Origin of the sequence: Paenibacillus sp. RC84, from assembly GCF_041260495.1 — a bacterium.
GTDB lineage: Bacteria > Bacillota > Bacilli > Paenibacillales > NBRC-103111 > Paenibacillus_F.
Genome location: NZ_JBGBYL010000002.1, coordinates 72,801 through 91,879, shown reverse-complemented (window position 1 = coordinate 91,879; position 19,079 = coordinate 72,801). Strand labels below are relative to the sequence as shown.

18 protein-coding genes are annotated in these 19,079 nt (G+C 55.4%); 4 read left to right on the top strand and 14 right to left on the bottom strand.

Going from position 1 to position 19,079, the window contains the following annotated elements; translation table 11 throughout:
- The first annotated feature begins 5 nt into the window (after window positions 1–5).
- The 3 genes from ABH899_RS04135 to ABH899_RS04125 all read left to right on the top strand — a co-directional run bounded on the left by ABH899_RS04135 (window position 6) and on the right by ABH899_RS04125 (window position 2,692).
- Complete coding sequence (locus ABH899_RS04135; RefSeq protein WP_009676065.1) at window positions 6–530, top strand: C40 family peptidase; 525 nt, start codon at window positions 6–8, stop codon at window positions 528–530.
- A gap of 36 nt (window positions 531–566) precedes the next feature.
- A complete protein-coding gene (locus ABH899_RS04130) occupies window positions 567–1,334 on the top strand; it encodes a C40 family peptidase (RefSeq protein ID WP_218229102.1) in 768 nt (255 codons plus the stop codon).
- 215 nt (window positions 1,335–1,549) lie between these two features.
- Complete coding sequence (locus ABH899_RS04125) at window positions 1,550–2,692, top strand: YheC/YheD family endospore coat-associated protein (RefSeq protein WP_369994240.1); 1,143 nt, start codon at window positions 1,550–1,552, stop codon at window positions 2,690–2,692.
- A gap of 142 nt (window positions 2,693–2,834) precedes the next feature.
- On the opposite strand, the gene ABH899_RS04120 is transcribed toward ABH899_RS04125, so the two are convergent.
- Window positions 2,835–3,641, bottom strand: a complete 807-nt coding sequence (locus tag ABH899_RS04120) for a YheC/YheD family protein (protein ID WP_369994238.1) — start codon at window positions 3,639–3,641, stop codon at window positions 2,835–2,837.
- A 226-nt stretch (window positions 3,642–3,867) separates the two neighbouring features.
- Here ABH899_RS04120 and ABH899_RS04115 point away from each other — a divergent pair, with 226 nt between their 5' ends.
- A complete protein-coding gene (locus ABH899_RS04115; protein WP_016423864.1) occupies window positions 3,868–3,969 on the top strand; it encodes a hypothetical protein in 102 nt (33 codons plus the stop codon).
- A gap of 86 nt (window positions 3,970–4,055) precedes the next feature.
- Here the strand turns inward: ABH899_RS04115 and ABH899_RS04110 are convergent, their stop codons facing one another.
- The 13 genes from ABH899_RS04110 to liaF form a co-directional block, all read right to left on the bottom strand.
- Complete coding sequence (locus ABH899_RS04110; protein WP_009676117.1) at window positions 4,056–5,285, bottom strand: DUF1501 domain-containing protein; 1,230 nt, start codon at window positions 5,283–5,285, stop codon at window positions 4,056–4,058.
- 16 nt (window positions 5,286–5,301) lie between these two features.
- Window positions 5,302–6,612, bottom strand: coding sequence for a DUF1800 domain-containing protein (locus tag ABH899_RS04105; protein ID WP_369994234.1), 1,311 nt, complete (start codon window positions 6,610–6,612; stop codon window positions 5,302–5,304).
- 164 nt (window positions 6,613–6,776) lie between these two features.
- Complete coding sequence (glnA, locus tag ABH899_RS04100; RefSeq protein WP_218229098.1) at window positions 6,777–8,201, bottom strand: type I glutamate--ammonia ligase; 1,425 nt, start codon at window positions 8,199–8,201, stop codon at window positions 6,777–6,779.
- 234 nt (window positions 8,202–8,435) lie between these two features.
- The gene (aroF, locus tag ABH899_RS04095) at window positions 8,436–9,479 is read right to left on the bottom strand and encodes a 3-deoxy-7-phosphoheptulonate synthase (RefSeq protein WP_369994231.1); all 1,044 of its coding nucleotides are present in this window, start codon (window positions 9,477–9,479) and stop codon (window positions 8,436–8,438) included.
- A gap of 187 nt (window positions 9,480–9,666) precedes the next feature.
- Complete coding sequence (locus tag ABH899_RS04090; RefSeq protein ID WP_369994228.1) at window positions 9,667–10,221, bottom strand: DUF2062 domain-containing protein; 555 nt, start codon at window positions 10,219–10,221, stop codon at window positions 9,667–9,669.
- Window positions 10,222–10,253: 32 nt separating this feature from the next.
- On the bottom strand, window positions 10,254–11,207 hold the full coding sequence (locus ABH899_RS04085) for a 4-hydroxy-3-methylbut-2-enyl diphosphate reductase (RefSeq protein WP_369994226.1): 954 nt from the start codon (window positions 11,205–11,207) through the stop codon (window positions 10,254–10,256).
- Window positions 11,208–11,252: 45 nt separating this feature from the next.
- The gene (locus tag ABH899_RS04080; RefSeq protein ID WP_369994223.1) at window positions 11,253–12,773 is read right to left on the bottom strand and encodes a sensor histidine kinase; all 1,521 of its coding nucleotides are present in this window, start codon (window positions 12,771–12,773) and stop codon (window positions 11,253–11,255) included.
- Window positions 12,774–13,463 (bottom strand): response regulator transcription factor, encoded by a 690-nt coding sequence (locus ABH899_RS04075; RefSeq protein WP_009676185.1) that lies wholly within the window; start codon window positions 13,461–13,463, stop codon window positions 12,774–12,776.
- A gap of 199 nt (window positions 13,464–13,662) precedes the next feature.
- Window positions 13,663–15,273, bottom strand: coding sequence for a S1C family serine protease (locus ABH899_RS04070; RefSeq protein ID WP_369994220.1), 1,611 nt, complete (start codon window positions 15,271–15,273; stop codon window positions 13,663–13,665).
- A gap of 231 nt (window positions 15,274–15,504) precedes the next feature.
- Window positions 15,505–15,918, bottom strand: coding sequence for a YugN family protein (locus ABH899_RS04065; protein ID WP_326054491.1), 414 nt, complete (start codon window positions 15,916–15,918; stop codon window positions 15,505–15,507).
- A gap of 311 nt (window positions 15,919–16,229) precedes the next feature.
- The gene (locus tag ABH899_RS04060; protein ID WP_369994217.1) at window positions 16,230–16,892 is read right to left on the bottom strand and encodes a response regulator; all 663 of its coding nucleotides are present in this window, start codon (window positions 16,890–16,892) and stop codon (window positions 16,230–16,232) included.
- Window positions 16,889–17,926: a HAMP domain-containing sensor histidine kinase gene (locus ABH899_RS04055; protein ID WP_009676084.1), complete on the bottom strand. Its 1,038-nt coding sequence runs from the start codon at window positions 17,924–17,926 to the stop codon at window positions 16,889–16,891. The genes ABH899_RS04060 and ABH899_RS04055 overlap by 4 nt, the downstream gene beginning before the upstream one ends.
- Window positions 17,927–17,938: 12 nt before the next feature.
- Window positions 17,939–18,973: a cell wall-active antibiotics response protein LiaF gene (liaF, locus tag ABH899_RS04050; protein WP_369994215.1), complete on the bottom strand. Its 1,035-nt coding sequence runs from the start codon at window positions 18,971–18,973 to the stop codon at window positions 17,939–17,941.
- Window positions 18,974–19,079 lie beyond the last annotated feature (106 nt).

The following is a 19,079-nucleotide window of genomic DNA, read 5'->3' as shown; positions in this document are numbered from 1 at the left end:
AAGACATGAAAAAACAACTAGGAAAGAAACTCATCATCGCAAGTCTGAGCGCCGCAATCGCCCTCTCGGGAGGACTTACTGCTCTTCCTCAGCAATCGCACGCCGCCGTTTCTTCTTCCGCTTTCAAAGCGAAAGCCGATAAGATCATCACACTGGGTAACAAATACCTCGGCAGACCTTACAAATTCGGAGCCAAGACAGGCAACACGAGCTCCTTCGACTGCTCTTCTTTCGTTCAATATGTATATCAGCAGAACGGAATCAAACTTGCCCGCGGCGCACGCGATCAGTCCAAAAACGGAGTCAAGATCAAACGCAGCGAGCTTAAACCGGGAGATCTCGTTTTCTTCTCCACGACCAAAACAATGAAATATTCCGCAAGCTCCGTTAACCGCATCGGTCACGTCGGGATTTATGCCGGCAATAATAAAGTCCTTCACACCTTTGGAAAAGGGGGCGTCACCTACAGCAACATGGGTTCCGGCTGGTGGGACAACCATTACGTGACCGCAGTAAGAGTCATCAAGTAACTCACACAATCTTTTTACTAGCGGAGGATTCTTTCTATGAAAAAAATAGCCAAGCTTGTGCTGGGACTAAGTCTTCTTGCAGGAAGCAGTCTTAGCGCCGGGGCCGCCTTTGCAGCGACGGCACCAGCAATAACAACATCATCTACTATTATTACCACAGGCAATCCATATCTGAAACAACTTCCTTATTCCAGCCAAGGAAAAATTTATGGAACCGTGCCTAAAGGCACCAAATTGACTGTGCTCGAAAATACAAACCAGTATTACGTCAAGGTGAACTATAACGGTCAAACCGGCTATATTTCCACCTTGTACTTAAAGGCGGTCGGCGGCGGAACTTCTACGGCTCCGGCTCCTTCTAAACCCGGAACTTCCGGTTCCAGCAGCGCAACCTGGAGCAAGCAGGCGGACAGCATTCTCTCGTTCGCCAAGTCTCTTCAAGGTAAGGTGCAATACGCTTACGCCAAGAACGATACGAATAAGCTCATTTTCGACTGCTCTTCGTTCACGAAGTATGTCTTCAATAAGGAAGGTATCCACCTGCCTTGGGGCGCACGTGCCCAATACAAGCTGGGAACGCCTGTCAGCAAGAGCGAGCTGCGCAAAGGCGATCTCGTCTTCTTCTCCACTACGGCTACAGCTAAGAACAAGGATACCGTCAACAAAATCGGCCATGTGGGTATCTACATCGGGAATAACAAATTCATCCATAACGTAAACCCAAAGGATGATGTCGTAATCGGTGATCTCAACAACACTTGGCAGAAAAATCACTACGTCGCATCGGCCCGCATTCTCAAATAATGCGTCATGGCCTTCTAAACCGGGAGCTTGGCTCCCGGTTTTTTTTGCGTATGCGGACTTCCAATCCCTACTCGTACATTCATTGTATGTCAAAAGGTTCCGGACCGTTCCCCCGCCGGGGAAGGATAGGCGCCGCGCCCCCCGTTTCAAACTCACAAACCGCTCCCGCCGGCCATATGATAATACAGTTTAACAAGAAGGGACTGGGAATCGTAATGGCAAAGCCCGTAATCGGCATCCTCACCTGGCGGGAGGGGCACTCCTTCAAGGAACCCGGCTATTTTCGCTCGCTGGTGAGGGAAGGCCAGAAGTTAGACGCCACCGTATTTATCTTCTCTCACAAAGATGCGTTCCCGGATAAAAAACAGGTCCGCGGCTATGTACCGGTCGGAAACGGAAGCTGGACCAGCCGTATCTTCCCCTGGCCGGACGTCGTCATCGACCGGTGCCGAACGGCACAGGAAGGCTACAGCGAATTCCGCAAACAAAAGCATTTTGTGTACGCCAATCATACGTTTACGAACAAAATGAGCGCGACCCGGCTTTTTTCGAACGAGGAAGCACTCAAGAAATGGATTCCGGCTACCGTCGATTATAACGCCGAAAACCTCGTGCGCATGTTTAAAAATCACCAGATTGTTTACATCAAACCCGGAAACGGAACCGGCGGCAAAAGCATCGTGAAGATTTCACGGGTGAAGGGCGGCTACAGACTGCTCGGACGGACGAAAGGGTACGCGAAACGCAACGTCCTCTTCCGCAACCTCACCTCGCTCACGAACTGGCTCAACCAGTGGGTCCGCCAGGAGAGGATACGCAAGGGCAGCTTTATGATCCAGCAGGGACTGGATCTGGATCTTCTGCCTGGCCACGTCTCCGACATGCGGCTGCTCATCCAGAAAAACGACAAGGGCAAGTGGGAAGTTACCGGCGAAGGCATGCGCATAGGCGCCGTTAATAATCCCACTTCGAACCTGCACGGAGGCGGCCGCGCGTCCTCCACGGAAGCCGTGCTTCACAAACGTTTCACGCCCGAGAAGACACGCGAGATCATCGCCGAGTGCCACGATTTGGCCCATGGGGTCGTCACCGTCATCGAGAAGCATTTCGGCAGAATGCTGGAATACGGGCTCGATATCGGGATCGATAAGCAGGGCAGCGTGTGGCTGATCGAAGTAAATCCGAAGCCGGGGCGTGAACTGTTCAAGAAGATGGGCCGCAAAGATCTGTACCAGCAATCCATTCGCCGGCCGCTGCAGTACGCGCTCCATTTGTACGAACAAGCGCAGAAGCAGGAACAGAAACAAGAGCAGAAGCAGGAGCAGAAGCAGGAGCAGAAGCAGGAGCAGGAAAAATAACCGGGGCGCCTCGTCACTGGATCGCAAATCCGACGGGGCGTTCCTTCATAAGCGGTCTTGCGGCTAAAACGCATAAAGGGATGCAGGAGAATCTCCTGCACCCCTTTTATGCGTTTTTTCCGAGCGGTTCCGGTCCTGGTGTCTATACCCTGGTAAGAGGCTGGGATTTAAGACTATTGTCGACGCTCCTTCTGCGGAGGATGATCCGGTTTGCTTTTTTGTACTTCCATATTTTCCGGTAGATGCTCTTGTCGTCCAGTTTTTTGAAAATAGACGCGTCCGGCTTGGTGTTCACTTCGAGTATCCAGGGCTTCAGCTCGCTGTCCAGCGCGATATCCACGCCGATCGCCGTTACTTTGGGATAACCGGTCTCCATATATTCGGCGATTTCATGGCCAAGCCGGTTCAGCTTTGACACGTAATCCGGCACTTGTTCCTTTTTCAGGTACTCTTTCAAAAGCTTCGAAATTTCCGTCGGGGTTCCGCCGCGGTGATAATTGGTCACAATCTTATCCGGGTGCGCTACACGGCCGATAATACCGGTGTTTTCCCAATCGCCCCGCAAATTTTTCTGTACCATGATCCGGATGTCGAAAGGCCGGCCCTTGCTCGTCAGAAGATGAATGCCCCGCTGAACGAGATGCTTCGTGTCCCCGAAATGCTTGGACATGGTGCGGTACAGCTCATCGTACGTGTCGAATTTCTTTTTCGTCTCATTGATCTGATACCGGTACCGGCCCTTCGGGCTGTATTCGACCTTGAAAATGCCCCGCCCGCCCGTCCCGTTGTTGGGCTTGACGTACACCATCCGGTACCGTTTAAGAAAGTCGTACAGATGATCTTTCGTTGCCTGCGCCGTATCCGGTTGAAACTTTTTCAGCTCCGAGTGCCGATTCAGAAATTGGGTTTTACCCAGTTTGGTATTGGGCAGAACGTTTTGTGAATCCATGGCCAGCCTCCCGTTTTCTCCATATGCAAGTTGACGTGTAAGCGAAATCCGGCAAGTAAACCGGCGATTTTGTTAGATCTATTCATCTGATTTCTATCATACGGCCGCAGAAGCCAAAACGTGCGAATTTCGGGCCGTCCGCATACTTGGGCACTGCCCACCCAGACCCTGCGGTTTCGCGGTGCATACGATATCACGTACTCCATTACGAAGGAGGTCATGCGAAATGTCAGGAGTTGGCGGATACGGCGGCGGTTTTACAAGCACAGGTGCCATTCTGGTTCTGTTCATTCTGCTGGTTATCATCAGCAGATCGTTCCTGTACTAATTCAGCTCAAACCGGCTGAAGCTTGAACGACAAGAAAGACCGTTCCCCCTTGGGGAACGGTCTTTCTTTCATTGCGTTGTGCCGGGCTAAACGAACGAGAGCTTCTCGTACAAGCGCCCGACCGCACTGCGGGCGTCTCCGTTCAGCCAGTTCTCCACGACGGTATAATACACCGATCTGAAGTCGAGCTCCGCCTTCAAATCCCCCTTATCCAGCTTCGTGAGACTCGGATAGGCCCCGTAAAGCCCGCCGCTCACTCCGCCTCCCAGCAGAAAAACCGGTCCCGCGGTACCGTGATCCGTCCCGCCGCTGCCGTTCTCCTTCATTCTCCGGCCGAATTCGGAGAACGCCATGACCATGACCTGATCCTGGAGGCCGTGAGCTTCCAGATCGCGGTAGAACGCGCCGAGCCCCCCGTCCAGAGTGGACAGCATAGCCGCATGGTGCGCCTTCTCGTTGGCATGGTCGTCGAACGGACCCAACTGCGTGTAGAAGACCCGGGTGCCGGAGCCGGATGCCATGAGCTGCGCGGCAAGCTGCAAATCCTTGGCGAACGAGGTGTCCGGATAAGGCGCGCCTGCCGCATACCCCGGCCGCAGAGAGCCGATCGCTTCCACGCTGCGGTAAGCTTCAATTCCGCTGGAGCAGGCAACCCGCAAGGGAGCCGCCTGCTTGTTCAGGTTGTACATATCCAGGAAAGCCTTGTTCAGACGGCCTCTGTCCGGATCGGGGGGCTTGCTGGTAAAGATCTTATAGGAATCCAGCGCGGACACAACGGGAAGCGAAATGGAATCGTGACGGAGAGCACGCGTCTCCGTCTTCCCGAGCTGGACGGCCCGGAGCGGATTCGCCGTATCCAGGGACGAAAAAGCGTAGCGCCCCAGCCAGCCGTCGCTGATCCGCTTCTCCGGCTCCCCGGTATGCCAGATTTCCATGGAACGGAAATGGGAATGGTCGGGCTTCGGGTAGCCCACACCTTGGACAATCGCGACCTTTCCGCGCTGGTACAGTCCGTGAAGCTGCGTGAGACTCGGGTGCAGGCCAAGCTGGCCGTTGATATCCAGCACCTCATGCTGCTGGAGACGAAGACGCGGCCTCGCGTCGTGATACGCTCCGATTCCGTATGGAATCAGTGTATTGAGGCCGTCATTGCCGCCGGAAAGCTGGACCACGACAAGAACCCGGTCTTTCGCCCCCGCGGGTGGTCCGGGCTTGAGCATATTTTTACTGTCCGCATAAAGCAGGGGGCCGCCAAAGCCGATGGCCGCGATGAGAGCCGTCCCCTTGATCAGAAAATCTCTTCTCGTTAAATTCATATCCGTTATCCTCCGCTCACTTCATCTGCGCTTCCGGGCTGATGAGCAGAAGCTGCAGCAGGCTCCGTTTGCCGACGGCCGGTTTTTTCGAACTCACGATCGTCTCCGCCGCATACTGCGTCAGCACATTCATCGTGTTCTTGCCGAGCGGAGCCAGCCCTACGCCGCGTCTGCACCCCTCCACATAAGCTTCCGGACCGGCCTGCGCCCCCTGCGGAGCCAAAGACTGGAGCTGGTCTTCCGTGACGCGTTTGGCCACCTTTTCGGCGAACTGGTAGCGTGCGATCAGGCGGCTTGTCGCCAGCCAGGAAGCCCCGCCCTTCCAGCCGGAGACATCCGGCGGCGCGTACAGCTCCATGCCCATGAGCCCCATACTCGCACGGAACACCGCCGTTAGGGGAAGCCCCAGCGTCCGCATCGTGCCCGCCACGTACTCCGCCGGATTTTTGACAAGAGACAGCCGGTAGGCTTCCTCGTAAAATTCGTCGGAAGCGAACAAATCGTACAGCACGTCCCCGATCGTCGGCATCTTCGCGATATTGCGGGCGACCCGGTCTATCCAGGCATCGGGAGGATTTTCCGCAGCAAAATATTGGAGCAGTTTCGTCGCCAGAAACTTTGGGAGCGCCGCCTGCTTGAAAACGACGCGCACCACATCGGCGGAATCGAAATATCCGGCTTCGCCCAGAAAAACCTTATGTCCGGCATCGTGCCGCGTTTCCTGATACTGGACGATATCGGTTTTCCGGTTATAGCTCCAGCCCGTCAAGGACCTTGCCGCTTCCTTCACATCCTGTTCGGTATAGTTGCCGATGCCGAGTGTGAACAGCTCCATCATCTCGCGGGCGTAATTCTCGTTGGGACTCCCCTTCTGATTCGTGTAAGAATCAAGATACAGCATCATGGCCGGGTCTTGGCCGATTTCTTCGGTCAGCTTGCGGAAGCTGCCCAGGGCGTGCTGCCGGAACAGGTCGTTCTGCCGCACCATGAGCTTGATATCGCTCACTTTATATTGGGACGAAGCAAAATGACCGTGCCAGAACAACGTCATTTTCTCCACCAGCGGAGTCGGCGAAGCAACCATCCGGTACAGCCAGTACGTTTGCTGATCGCCCACACCCGTGACAATCAGCGGCTTGTCGTCGGCCTTTACCTCCGAGAACACAAGGGCGGAAGCGGCTCCGTCGGCCAGAGGCTGGCCCGAGGTGAGCCTGCGAACCGTCTCTTCCCGGCCTAACTTCAGACATCTATCCACTTCTCCCGGCGTAGCGGAAAAAGAAGCTCTCCCCAGCAGATGGAGGACTTCCTTTTCGGTCCAGGGTTTCATGTTGTACACCACCTAATTCTTTTACTTCCTACTTACTATACAACCAAAATATGACATCGGATTTAGGAACATGCTAAGAGAATGTTAGGAAAACAAAAACTCCCGAAACATTTGGGAAATGTCCGGGAGTTTTGCCTGCTTTGAGGGAGGAGAAAAGAGGTTAATTAGCAGCCGAAATACAGGGAGTACTCGTGCGGGTGGATGCGGATCGCAACATCTTTCGCTTCGCCGCGTTTGATGTCGACATAGTTGTTGATGAAATCTTGCGTGAACACGTCGCCTTCCAGCAGGAAGTCGTGATCGGCTTGCAGAGCGTCGAGAGCTTCGTCCAGTGTACCCGGCACGCTGCGGATTTCGGACTTGTCTTCGTCGGACAGTTCATAGATATTTTTATCCAGCGGACCGTAGCCGAGTGCACGCGGATCGATTTTCTTCTTGATGCCGTCCAGACCGGCCATCAGCATAGCCGCGAAAGCCAGGTAAGGGTTAGCCGTGGAATCCGGCGTACGGAATTCGATGCGGCAGCCTTTCGGCGTTACGGCCGCAACCGGAATACGGACCGCCGCGGAACGGTTTCCTTTGGAGAACACCAGGTTAACCGGTGCTTCGTAACCCGGAACGAGACGTTTGAACGAGTTCGTGGACGGGTTCGTCAGAGCGAGCAGAGCCGGGGCATGGTACAGGATACCGCCGATGTAGTGCAGAGCCATTTCGCTCAGGCTGGCGTAGCCGTTTTTGTCGTAGAACAGAGGCGTGTCGCCGTCGAAAATACTTTGGTGAACGTGCATACCCGATCCGTTATCGCCAAAGAGCGGCTTCGGCATGAAGGTTGCGACTTTTCCGTACTGTCTCGCCGTGTTGTGAACGATATATTTGTATTTCATGAGATTGTCGGCCGTTTTGGTCAGCGTATCGAAACGGAAGTTGATTTCCGCTTGACCGGCTGTCGCCACTTCGTGGTGATGACGCTCGATGCGAAGGCCCGCTTCTTGAAGCAGACGGCACATTTCGCTGCGGATGTCCTGCTGGGTATCGACCGGCTGAACCGGCACGTAGCCGCCTTTAACGCCGATTTTGAAGCCCAGGTTGCCGCCTTCTTCTTTGCGTCCGGTGTTCCATGCGCCTTCTTCGGAATCAACGGAGTAGTAAGAAGTATTCATGCCGCTTTCGTAACGGACATCGTCGAAAATGAAAAACTCGGACTCGGGAGCAAAGTTCGCCGTCGTGCCTACGCCGGCTGTTTGCAGGAATTCTTCCGCCTTCTGTGCGATGCTGCGCGGATCGCGCTCGTAACGCTCGCCGTCCGGCGTGTGGATGTTACACATTACGATCAGTGTCGGGTGAGCCGTGAAAGGATCGACATAAACCGACTCCGTATCAGGCATCATGACCATATCCGACTCTTCAATGCCGCGGAAACCATGAATGGAGGAACCGTCAAAGGCAACTCCGTTCTCGAAAGTTTCTTCCTCGACTTCGCAAGCCGGGAGAGAAATGTGGTGCGCCTTACCTAAAAGATCCACAAAACGAAAATCGATCCACTCAATGTTTTTTTCCTTGATGATGTTCAAAACGTCCTGTACTGACATGTGTAAACCCTCCTAATTCCGTACATTCACAATGCTTTCCCTGTGTAATGTTCCAGTTTTCATTCGATCTTTTTTCATATTATATAGCGGCCGAAGAAATGTCGTCAATACTCATGTCAGGTATTTTTTTAAAGAATGTTAGGTAATGTTACATGAAAAACAAAAAAACCGGATTTCTCCGGTTTTCAAGCTGTTTCTGAGGGATTTTCGGGGATTTTCGGACAACCTGTCGGATTAGACAAGTACGGGGGTTTTGGCGGTATCGAATCTTTTGCCGCAAAGCGGAGCCAGCTTCTCCAGATCTTGAAGCAGCTTGGCGAACTGGTCCGGGAACAGGGACTGGACGCCGTCTCCGGTCATCGAATTGTCCGGATCCGTATGCATTTCGATGATCAGGCCGTTCGCTCCGGCGGCCACGGAAGCCTTCGTCATCGGCTCGACCAGCTCACGGCGTCCCGTTCCGTGACTCGGATCGGAGATGACCGGCAGATGGCTCAAGCTCTGAAGCACCGGAATCGCCGAAAGATCGAGCGTGTTGCGGGTATAAGTCTCGAATGTTCGGATTCCGCGTTCGCAGAGCATCACATTCGGGTTGCCTCCCGCAAGGATGTATTCCGCCGCATTAAGGAATTCGTCGTACGTCGAGCTGAAGCCGCGCTTGAGCAGCACCGGCGTCTGGATCGAGCCCAGCTTGCGCAGCAGATCGAAGTTCTGCATGTTGCGGGTGCCCACCTGCAGAATGTCGGCGTATTCCGCGCAGACATCCACGTATTCCGGCGTCATGACCTCCGTAATCGTCAGAAGACCGTGCTTGCGTCCGGCTTCCGCCATCATGACGAGCCCTTCCACGCCGACGCCCTGGAAGCTGTAAGGGCCCGTGCGCGGCTTGAAGGCGCCGCCCCGGAGCACTTGACCGCCCGCCGCCTTGACCAGGCGGGCGATTTCGTCGATCTGCTCGGAAGTCTCGACGGCGCACGGGCCGCCCATAACGACGAGCTGATCGCCGCCGATCTCCACATCCTTGATGCGGATGACGGTATCCGCCGGATGGAAGTCGCGGCTTGCCAGCTTGTAGGACTTCGAGATTTTGACCACCTGCTCGACTCCCTTCAGCTGGCGCAGCTGCTCGGCCAATACCGGATCGGCCTGCCCGATGATGCCGATAACCGTACGGTCTTCTCCGTGCGATACGTGTGCTTTTACTGCATGCTTCTCGATGATGTGTACGATTTCCTGAATACGCGCTTCTTCAACCTTATTTGAAAGAATGACGATCATTCCGCTCACGCTCCTGAATGTAGAGTAATGGGTTACCTTCTCACTTCAACGCTTGTTTGCTTTTAAGCTTTTTAGCTTCTACGCTTTTATCCATTAAAGTAACTCGCTAAAATAATAATAACAGGCTTGACGATTATCCGTCAAGCCTGCATCTGTCTGTTTATCGTATTAAGCCGCGAGGCCGGCGTCAATCCGCGTCACCCGGAAGCCCGGAAGCCATAGCGTGCTGATGTTCCTTGCGCAGTCTGCGCCTGTCCTTACGCCGGCTGGCATGGAGCCTCAGCAGAAGCATGATCGGGAAGTACATGATCAGGCCGAGAACGCCCCCGACGATCATTCCGCCTACGATCAGCTCCAGGCTTCCTTTCAGGACATTCGCAAGAAAAGCAGGAACGTGGTGAATCAGGTACTCCTTGAAGCCCGGAGGAACGACAAGGGAACCCACCGGTTTGTTAAACAGGATCGCCATCGGCACGTAAATGATTTTACCGAACACGAACCCGATCAGCGCACCCGCAAAATTGCCTCGCAGCAGCCACACGAGGGGAAAAATAAGAAAAAAAGCCAGCCCGACCGTCGGAAGAGTGAACATCTCGACGGCCAGTCCGATGGAAAATCCGGTGGCGACCATTGAAGGCCCGCCCTTGGCGCGAAGCAGCAGAAGATATTTGTATTTAAACCAGCGACCCGTCTGTTTAAGATCAAACTTTTTCTTTCGGAGTGCCCCTTCACTAACCTGCATGGTGCCTCATCCTATCCTGTAAATTAGGCCGGTTATTCGGCGGCAGCCTTTGTTTTGGCCATCGGGATCAATTTCTTCATATTCACGGTCCGTGTAACGCCCCATGTAGCCGGATCAGCCGGATCGAATTGCTCCAGATAAGCGATTGCTTCCTTCGTAATCGGAGTCGGCGTGGAAGCGCCGGAAGTGACGCCGACCGTACGGACGCCCATCAGCCAACTCTTGTCGATTTCGGAAACGTCCGAAACCCGGTATGCTTTGACGCCGGAGATTTCTTCCGACACCTGGGCCAGTCGGTTCGAATTGTTGCTCTTGGGATCGCCGACCACGATGACTAGATCCGTCTCCTTAGCCTGCTCCGCAACCGCTTCCTGGCGGACCTGCGTCGCCAGACAAATCTCGTTGTGAATTTCAGCCGTCGGGAAACTCTCCAGCAGCTTCTTCATAATATGCTTGATGTCCCACTGGCTCATCGTCGTCTGATTCGTGATCAGAATTTTGGCCGAAGCGATATCGAGCTCCTCCGCGTCCGCCAGCGTCTCGATCAGATGAACGTGCTCGGGAGCGATACCGACGGCGCCTTCCGGCTCGGGATGGCCTTTCTTGCCGATATAAATAATCTCGTATCCTTCCGCCGTTTTCTCGCGGATCAGATCGTGTGTTTTCGTTACATCCGGACAAGTTGCGTCAACAACCGTCAAGCCTTTCTCGCGTGCCTTGCGGCGGACTTCCGGCGAAACGCCGTGTGCCGTAAAAATAACGGTACCGCCCGTCACCTGCTCCAGAATTTCGAGCCGGTTGGGACCGTCCAGCGTGATAACCCCCTCGTCTTCGAAGAAACGGGTTACGTGCGAGTTATGAACAATCATACCGAGTATATAAATCGGCCGCGGCAGATCCAGATTCTTGGCGGTTTGCATTGCAAGCGCCATTGCATCCACCACGCCGTAGCAATAGCCCCTTGGGGAAATTTTGACGACTTTCAACGAAAGCACCACCTTTTTTGTCGTTCGTACCTTCATTATAGCCGATCAGGAGACGGGAAGAAAGACAACGGGCAGCCAAATGATAAAGGTCGAGCCCTCTCCCTGGCGGGTTTTTACCTCAATGGAGCCCTTATGTTCGTCGATAATCCATTTCGCGATCGACAAGCCGAGTCCGGTGCCCGCCGTCCTTCCCCTGGAAACGTCCGCCCGGTAAAACCTGTCGAAAATATGCGGAACCTCTTCCTTGTCCATCCCGATCCCCGTGTCCGCAATACGCAGACCGATCTGATTCCCGGAGCGGAGCGCATCCAGCCGGACGCTGCCCTGCTCGGTGTATTTGAAGGCATTTTCGATAAAAATGAACAAAAGCTGCTGGACATAGTCTTTGTTGCCGACCACGACCACATCCGTCAGCGGGTCCAGGTCTCCCACTTCCCACTGCACCTGGCGCGGCAGAAACTGGGCGCGCCGGGCGACTTCCTCGACCAGCGGCCTCAGCTCAAGAGGCTGACGCTGCATCTCGAAGCCGGCATCCGCCCGCGCCAGCGACAACATGTCGTTGACGAGCCGGCTCATCCGGTGAGCTTCTCCGGCGATATCCTGCATCGCCTCGATGGACATCTCCATCTGCTCTTTGTCCTGGCCGCCGCCCTGCCCGCTTGTCAGCGTGCGGCTCCACATCTTCTCGAGCAGCTCCACGTTGCCGCGAATCGTCGTCAGCGGGGTCCTCAGCTCGTGGGAAGCATCCGAGACGAACCGACGCTGGGCGCGGTAAGCTTCCTCCAGCTCGCTGTACACGAGCTGGAGCCGGCCGAGCATGCCGTTGATCGTGACGGTGAGCCGCCCGATCTCGTCTTCGGGCCCGTCGTACAGAATCCGCTTGTCGAGGTCCGTGCCCTTCTCGATCTGCTGCGTAGCCACGATGACCTGCTCAATCGGCCGCAGGGCCTTCCTCGCCAGGAACCAGCCGAGCGTTCCGGCGATCAGCACCGTCAGCATGGCCAGAATCGCCAGCGTATACTGGAGCAGGTTGAAAAAGTTCTCGTAGTAGTTGATGGTCGCTCCGACCTGTAGCACGCCCCGAGTCAGCTTATTCCCGGTTACCGGATCGGTGATGTCGAACCCCCGGCTGACCAGAATAATCGGATAGGACTTGTCCATCACCTTCAAGTTCAGCCGCTCGACCACAAGCGAATCTTTGCCCCGCAGCTTCTGGGCCGCATTGTTTGTAATGGGCAGCGTCAGCTCCAAATTTTTAAGAACGGAAGACCGGTCGTGAATAACGGGGCCTTCCTTATCGTTCAAACTGGCAAGCTGAAGGAGCGTGTTTTCCGAAAACATGTCCACGTTGTCGAGCTCCAGCTTGATCGGAACCCTTCCCCGGATCGAGGGGGCGGCAAGCGGCTTGATCCGCTCGTATGTCTCCGTCCAAGTGCGGCCCAGTTGTTTTTCCAGATCGTTGTAGATGTAAAAGGAAAGAAATAAATAGAGGCCGAAGCCGAACAGCAGCAGCGTAACCGACAAAATGCCGGAATACCACAGCGTCAGCCGGAGGCGGATAGACATCTAGTTCTCTCCTCTCAGCACATAACCGGCCCCGCGCACGGTTTGAATAATGCGCTTATGGCCGTACTCCTCCGTTTTTTGCCGGAGCAGGGCAATGTACACTTCCAGCACATTCGATTCCCCGCTGTAATCGTAGCCCCATATTTTTTCCATGATGATGTCCCGGGAGAGAACCCGCTTCGGATTCTGCATAAACAGGTGCAGCAGGTCGAATTCCTTCGTCGTAAGCTCGATAAGCTGGCTCTCGCGGAACACCTCGCGCGTATCCATATCCAGCGTGACGTTGTCGTAGTGCAGCCGGTTCGTCGGCTGCTCGGCGCGTTCGTTCCGTCTGCGCAGCAGCACCCGCACGCGGGCCAGCAGCTCTTCCAGCGCGAATGGCTTGATGAGATAGTCGTCCGCTCCGAGATCAAGCCCCTTCACCCGGTCGGTGACTTCGTCTTTGGCTGTCAGCATGAGAATCGGCACGCCGCTTCCGCTTTCGCGGATTCGCCGGCAAACCTCCCACCCGTCCACGACGGGCATCATCACGTCCAGGATGACCAGATGGGGCTCCTGCTCGAGCATTTTTTTCAAGCCGTCGTTGCCGTTGTTGGCCGTTACGATCGTATAGCCCTCGAAGGCCAGGCTGCGCCGCAGCATGGACGTAATTTTCTCGTCGTCATCTATTACCAATATCGTTTCACGCATGAATGTTTTCACCCTTCTGTAGATGGATTCGGGCTGCAGGCAGCCTCGCGGGACGCTTTTACCCTCTATTGTATCAAATTCGGCGTTGGAGCAAAATCTCGGACGCCCTCCGCCCTTGAAGCACGACTAGCTGCCGAAAAAAAAGCAGAGAACGGCATCGCTGCCGTTCTCTGCTCCGCATGGTGCGGCAGTCCGACCGTTACTTCTTCTCGGTCGTATCCGCTGCGTTTTTGTCTCCGACGGTGACGTTGATTTCGACACGTTTGCCGTCACGCATCACGCCGATTTTGGCTTTGTCCCCCACTTTCAGGGCCTGGATCTTGGTCGTCACGTCCTGTGAATTCGTCACTTTCTGATCGTTCACGTCGACGATGACGTCATAGGGGCGCATGCCTGCCTGGAAGGCCGGGCTCTTGCGCGTAACCTCGGCTACAATTGCGCCTTCGGCGTTCGGCAGCTTCAGCTCGCTGACCCATTCTTTATCCACGTTCTGAAGGCTCACGCCGATATACGGAGCTTTTTCCTTCGGAATCGTCACGTTGTTCTTCAAGTTATCCAGAACGGTCGAGAAGGTGCTTTCCGAAATAGCGAACCCGATCCCCTGCGCCTGCGAGCTTACGGCCGTGTTGATCCCGATCACTTCGCCGTTCATATTGAGCAGCGGGCCGCCGGAGTTCCCGGGGTTAATGGACGCGTCCGTCTGCAGCAGATGCTTGTAGTTGCGCGTGCCCTGCTCATCCTGAATCGTGATCGGACGCTCCTTGGCGCTGAGCACCCCGACCGTTACCGTATGGTCGAATCCGTACGGGTTGCCGATCGCGACCACCCAGTCTCCTACGTTCAGGCTGTCCGCTTTACCGATCGGCAGAATCGGGAAGTCCTTGTCGCCTTCGATTTTCATCGCGGCCAGGTCAAGGTCGTAACTGTTGCCCAGAAGCTTGGCGACGAACGGCTTGTCGTAGCCCTGAACGGTGACGCGGATTTCATCGGCTCCGTCGATTACATGCTCATTCGTCAGAATGTAGCCGCTTTTCTCGAAGATAAAGCCGGTTCCGCTGCCCGCCAGTTGAAGGGCGCCGTCGCTTTTGCCCGAACCGCTGTCCTGCTTCCCGGAGTCTCCCTGGTCGCCGAAGAAGAACCGGTAGAAAGGATCGTTCATCTGGTTCTTCTGGGAGCTGCTTTTCGTCTTGACGTAAGATTCGATCTTAACGGTTGCCGGACTTGCCTGGGCGAAAATCTGAGCGATGTTGTCCGGACGGGCCGAGTCCAGCGAAACTTTGCTTGCGCTGCCCGCCGCTACCGTCTGAGAAGAATTAGGCTGCGCGCCCGGCAGGGTCATCGGCTGTTTGCCGGTGAACAGGTTCGTTTTGTCCGCCGCAAACATGAGCGTGCTCACGACGACCGCACCGGCCAGGAAAGCGGCAAATCCGCTGCGGAGGGACGAGCGCTTCTTGGCGGGTCCGCTGCCGTTCCAGCCTCCGCCCGGCTTAGAGGCGCCGTCTCTGCTGAAGGAGAAGGATCTTACCGGCTTCGGAGGCGTCACTTCCACAGGCGCCGAACCTTCGCGGTTCGAGTAGGCGGTCGTGTCCGATTCGGTGTGGTGGGTTTCCTCGGTCATGCCCGTCTTGTGGGGACCGTAAGAATAGTAGTAGGAAGGTTTCTCCTGCGCCGCCGCTTCCTCGCCCCCGGAGTCGTATCCGGGTTCGTAGCCGGCCTCCCGTCTTTCCAGTTCACGCTCCCGGTGACGGTCGCGGTTCAAATCCGAATCGTTGCTGCGGTCAGGGCCGAATTCTTTTTTATAATCATCCATGGCAATTCCTCCATTTATAAAAGTTAGGAAAAAGAGTATAAAAAACGAAGGACGGTTGACATGAAGGCTTTTTTTGTAATTCGTGTTGTTCACCGTCTCTGTACTTTTATAATGGACTTCCTTCCTTAAGCAAACCTTAAAATTCAATAAAATGGAGTTAAAAAAGCCGGCTCGCCGGCCGGCATCGTGTCGATCTGGGTCCTTTTAACTAAAAACATGGGGCGGGGACGCTCAGTGCAGCCATTTCCGTTCGACATCCCGCAGAAGTTTCTCCGCTTTACCGATCCACTCGCTTTCGATCTCGGCGTCCGGATCGAGCGGGGTCTGAAACTGGTTCACCAGCGCGGAAACCGTCATCATATGGGCTTCGGGATCATTGCCTTCATTATAAACGTGCTTCAGCACGTAGGGCGCCCCGATTTTCACCATCGCGTCGGTTTCGTCCGTATCGCCGTCCAGAGTCCCTTCCGTTACTTCAAAAGGGATACGCAGCCACACTTTGTGCGCCTCGTCCAGATAACGGTCGAACGAACCGTGATCGTACTCCCAGTTCCCGCCTAATGTAAACTCGAACGTGTGCAAATAGTCCCGGACATTGTCGAACGCTTCTACCGTTTCCTGGAGTGAGGAATTCAAAGCTTTCACAAGGCAACCTCCTCTTCATCGCGCCGTTGAAAATGAACCCGCGCAGCAATAGGTTGCGTATTTCTGCCTTCTTTTATGAGCGGTTGGAAAAAGCGGAGGGGTGCAGGTATCGCAGTCCGGCCCGGACGGGAGAGCGGGGCCGCTGCCCGGGGGACGGGCAAGACCGGCTGGCCCTCGCATTACGATCGGGACAGGCAAGGAGGCTGGGCCGCAGCCCGGCGGCTGCATAGTCCCCTCGGCCCGCCGGAAATTCTGCCGGGACAAGGCAAAACACCGGAACCGTCTCCGGTCCGGCTGCGCAGAAGTCCGCGTTAAGCCCCGGTGCCGGCCCAGCCCTTGCGGTGAGCATAAATAGCCAGCTGGGTGCGGTCGTCCAGTTCGCACTTCATGAGCAGGTTGCTCACGTGTGTCTTCACGGTCTTGATGCTGATATGCAGCGCCTCGGCGATTTCCTTGTTCGATTTGCCGTCCGAAATGAGGGAAAGCACCTCGCGCTCACGCGCCGTCAGCCCCTCGTCTTCCGTCTGCGCCGACCGCTGCCTAAGCCCGCGGGTCAGCGCCAGAGAGACCTCGGGGTTAAGAACCGGCATGCCGGCGGCGGCTCCCTTGACCGCATGAGCGAGCTGCTCCGAGGAGATGGTTTTGAGCACATAAGAAATCGCGCCCGCTTCAACCGCTTGGACGACCTTGTCTTCTTCCAGGAAACTGGTCAGCATGATGATTTTAATAGAAGGAAAAAGCTGCGTAATTTCCCGGGTCGCCTCAATTCCGTTCATAACCGGCATGGTCAGATCCATGAGAATCACATCGGGAATACGTTCGGCGTCCAGCGCTCCGAGCTTGCGCAGCGCTTCTTCCCCGTTCGACGCTTCCTCCACGACGCTGAGCTCCTCATCGAGCATAATATACGTGCGCAGACCGACCCTCACCATATCGTGGTCGTCCACAACCATCACTTTTATTTGTTCTTTCACAACGAAGCTTCCCCTTTCGGCTCTTTCACAAATTTCGGTATCCGTACACGGACTGTCGTCCCGCTGCCCGATCCGCTGAGGACCTCGGCATCTCCGCCCAGCTTCTGCGCGCGTTCGCGCATCGTGGACAAGCCGTGGGAGGCGGACGATATCGCGCTCCGCTCGAAGCCTTTGCCGTTGTCCGCCAGTTGAAGCACATATTGGCGCCCGGAGTCATGCAGCTGCAGCTCGATTTCCGTAGCGGAAGCATGCTTGACGACGTTGGCCATCCCCTCCTGGATGATCAGGAACAGCTGATGCTCGATCGCCTCGGAAATCGGCTGCTCCGTCTCAACATCCAGGCGGCCCTGAAGCTCATGGGCCCGGCAGTATTCCGGGAACCATTTCTCCAACGCCTGCTCCAGCGTGCTGCCGTCCAGCTCGATCGGCCGCAGCTGGGAAATGAGCCCTCGCATCTGCTTCTGGGCATGGTGCGACATCTGGATCAGCTGCTCCATCAATTGGCTGGCGACGTCGGGATTGTGTCCGATCACCTTCGGCAGAGAGGATGCCGACATGTGAATCGCGAAGAGCTCCTGGCTGACGGTATCGTGCAGATCCCGGGCCAGCCTCCGGCGCTCCTCGACTACCGCAGTCTCGACGGAGCCGCGCTCCATCACGGAGCGTTCCTCGCCCATTTCCTGCAGCAGCCGCGTCCGCTCTTCAAGCGCCCCCGCCATCTCGTTGAACGATTTGTAGACGGGATGGAAAGAATCGATGGGATCGATCTGTATCCGATCCTTCAAGTTGCCTTTCGCCAGCTGAAGCATGGCGATGTGCAGCACATCCACCTTGCGCTGGAAGGAGCGGGAGGCCACGAAACCGACCGCCTGCCCCAACAGCACGGCAAAAACGGCCAGGCCGAACTTCCACCCGCCGCCTGCCGTTTCCCAAGGCATATAGAGCTGCGAAAAGCCCAGGATGCCGAGGGTCAGAAGGCTGGAGGCCAGGAAATACAGCATGAGCTGCCATTTCATGCTCCACAGCTTTACCATGCGTCCGGCCTCCTAACCCATTTTCTTCACGACGATATCTCCGATGAACATCGATACGTGAAGATTGATTTTTTTGGCGCCTTCCTGGTAATAAGGCGTCCGGTAATTCATCGAGCGCATGATTCCATCCTCGCGCCGCTCCAGCACATTCATATCGCCGATAAAAGATGACGTGGTGACGCTGATCTCCACGTCGAGATCGTTCGGGATGAATACCTTCACATCCCCGATAAAGGCCGAGATGTTGATCCGCGTCTCTCCCATCGGGATACTCGCTTTTGTCAGATCCAGCGAGGTGTCGCCGATAAAGTGCGAGATGTTAAGAGGCGTCAATTCCCAGTAATCCTGTCCCAAGTACACATCCCCGATAAAACCCGACTTGTTCTGGGGAGGGGCGTAGGAGTTCACATAGTGGTAGTCCGGCCCGGGTCGATAAGAACCTCCCGCCGGAGGCGGTGGTGGTGGCGGTGGTGCATAACCGGATTCCCCGCTTTCCTCACCGGCTCCCGGATAAACGCCGTCGTTCTTCCAATCGGATCTCCTGGCGCGTCTTGCCTCGCGTCTGGAGATTTTCTCCTGCCATTTACGCGCTTTTTCTTCCCATTTGTCCTCCAGTTTACGTTCCCACTCGCTTCCCCAATGCCCGTGTCCGTCCCCGTGCCGATGCCCTTCCGGGCTTCCGCCGTATTCCGAATCGTGACGGTGGGAGCTTTTCCGGCCGAAAATCATTTTGATTCCGAAAATGATCAGCACGACCGGGATGAGAAACTGAAACATTTCTCCAAGCGAGTAAGGAGCCCATCCGAGATTACGGAGCTGAAAGATGCCTCCGATCAGAACCAGGATAAGCCCCCAGGCTCCGTCCTGCCTTCTCCTGTTAAAGAGCACGCTCATTAGTCCCGCGTATATCAGAAACAGCGGCCAAAAGGTCGAAATGAGCTCTCCGATGCTCAAGGTGATAAAACCGAGCTGTTTCAGAAAAAAAAGCAGGCCGAGCGCAATCAGGATAAAGCCTCCCGCCAATCTTCCCCATATAGAACCGTTCATGACTTATTCCCCCGTTGAATTTCGTTTTCCTGAATTAAGTGTACCTCTGTCCATCTTTTCTGAAAAGAGACAAAGGGTTGATTCCTTACTCGGTCCCGAGACCGAG

What these genes read in the sequence shown, in the direction of transcription:
- ABH899_RS04130 (WP_218229102.1), top strand. Translation starts at nt 567, where the DNA reads ATGAAAAAAATAGCCAAGCTTGTGCTGGGACTAAGTCTTCTTGCAGGA.
- ABH899_RS04110 (WP_009676117.1), bottom strand. Translation starts at nt 5,285, where the DNA reads ATGAATTTAACGAGAAGAGATTTTCTGATCAAGGGGACGGCTCTCATC.
- ABH899_RS04090 (WP_369994228.1), bottom strand. Translation starts at nt 10,221, where the DNA reads ATGCAGGTTAGTGAAGGGGCACTCCGAAAGAAAAAGTTTGATCTTAAA.
- ABH899_RS04105 (WP_369994234.1), bottom strand. Translation starts at nt 6,612, where the DNA reads ATGAAACCCTGGACCGAAAAGGAAGTCCTCCATCTGCTGGGGAGAGCT.
- ABH899_RS04125 (WP_369994240.1), top strand. Translation starts at nt 1,550, where the DNA reads ATGGCAAAGCCCGTAATCGGCATCCTCACCTGGCGGGAGGGGCACTCC.
- liaF (WP_369994215.1), bottom strand. Translation starts at nt 18,973, where the DNA reads ATGAACGGTTCTATATGGGGAAGATTGGCGGGAGGCTTTATCCTGATT.
- ABH899_RS04080 (WP_369994223.1), bottom strand. Translation starts at nt 12,773, where the DNA reads ATGTCTATCCGCCTCCGGCTGACGCTGTGGTATTCCGGCATTTTGTCG.
- ABH899_RS04070 (WP_369994220.1), bottom strand. Translation starts at nt 15,273, where the DNA reads ATGGATGATTATAAAAAAGAATTCGGCCCTGACCGCAGCAACGATTCG.
- ABH899_RS04075 (WP_009676185.1), bottom strand. Translation starts at nt 13,463, where the DNA reads ATGCGTGAAACGATATTGGTAATAGATGACGACGAGAAAATTACGTCC.
- aroF (WP_369994231.1), bottom strand. Translation starts at nt 9,479, where the DNA reads ATGATCGTCATTCTTTCAAATAAGGTTGAAGAAGCGCGTATTCAGGAA.
- ABH899_RS04115 (WP_016423864.1), top strand. Translation starts at nt 3,868, where the DNA reads ATGTCAGGAGTTGGCGGATACGGCGGCGGTTTTACAAGCACAGGTGCC.
- ABH899_RS04120 (WP_369994238.1), bottom strand. Translation starts at nt 3,641, where the DNA reads ATGGATTCACAAAACGTTCTGCCCAATACCAAACTGGGTAAAACCCAA.
- ABH899_RS04055 (WP_009676084.1), bottom strand. Translation starts at nt 17,926, where the DNA reads ATGGTAAAGCTGTGGAGCATGAAATGGCAGCTCATGCTGTATTTCCTG.
- glnA (WP_218229098.1), bottom strand. Translation starts at nt 8,201, where the DNA reads ATGTCAGTACAGGACGTTTTGAACATCATCAAGGAAAAAAACATTGAG.
- ABH899_RS04135 (WP_009676065.1), top strand. Translation starts at nt 6, where the DNA reads ATGAAAAAACAACTAGGAAAGAAACTCATCATCGCAAGTCTGAGCGCC.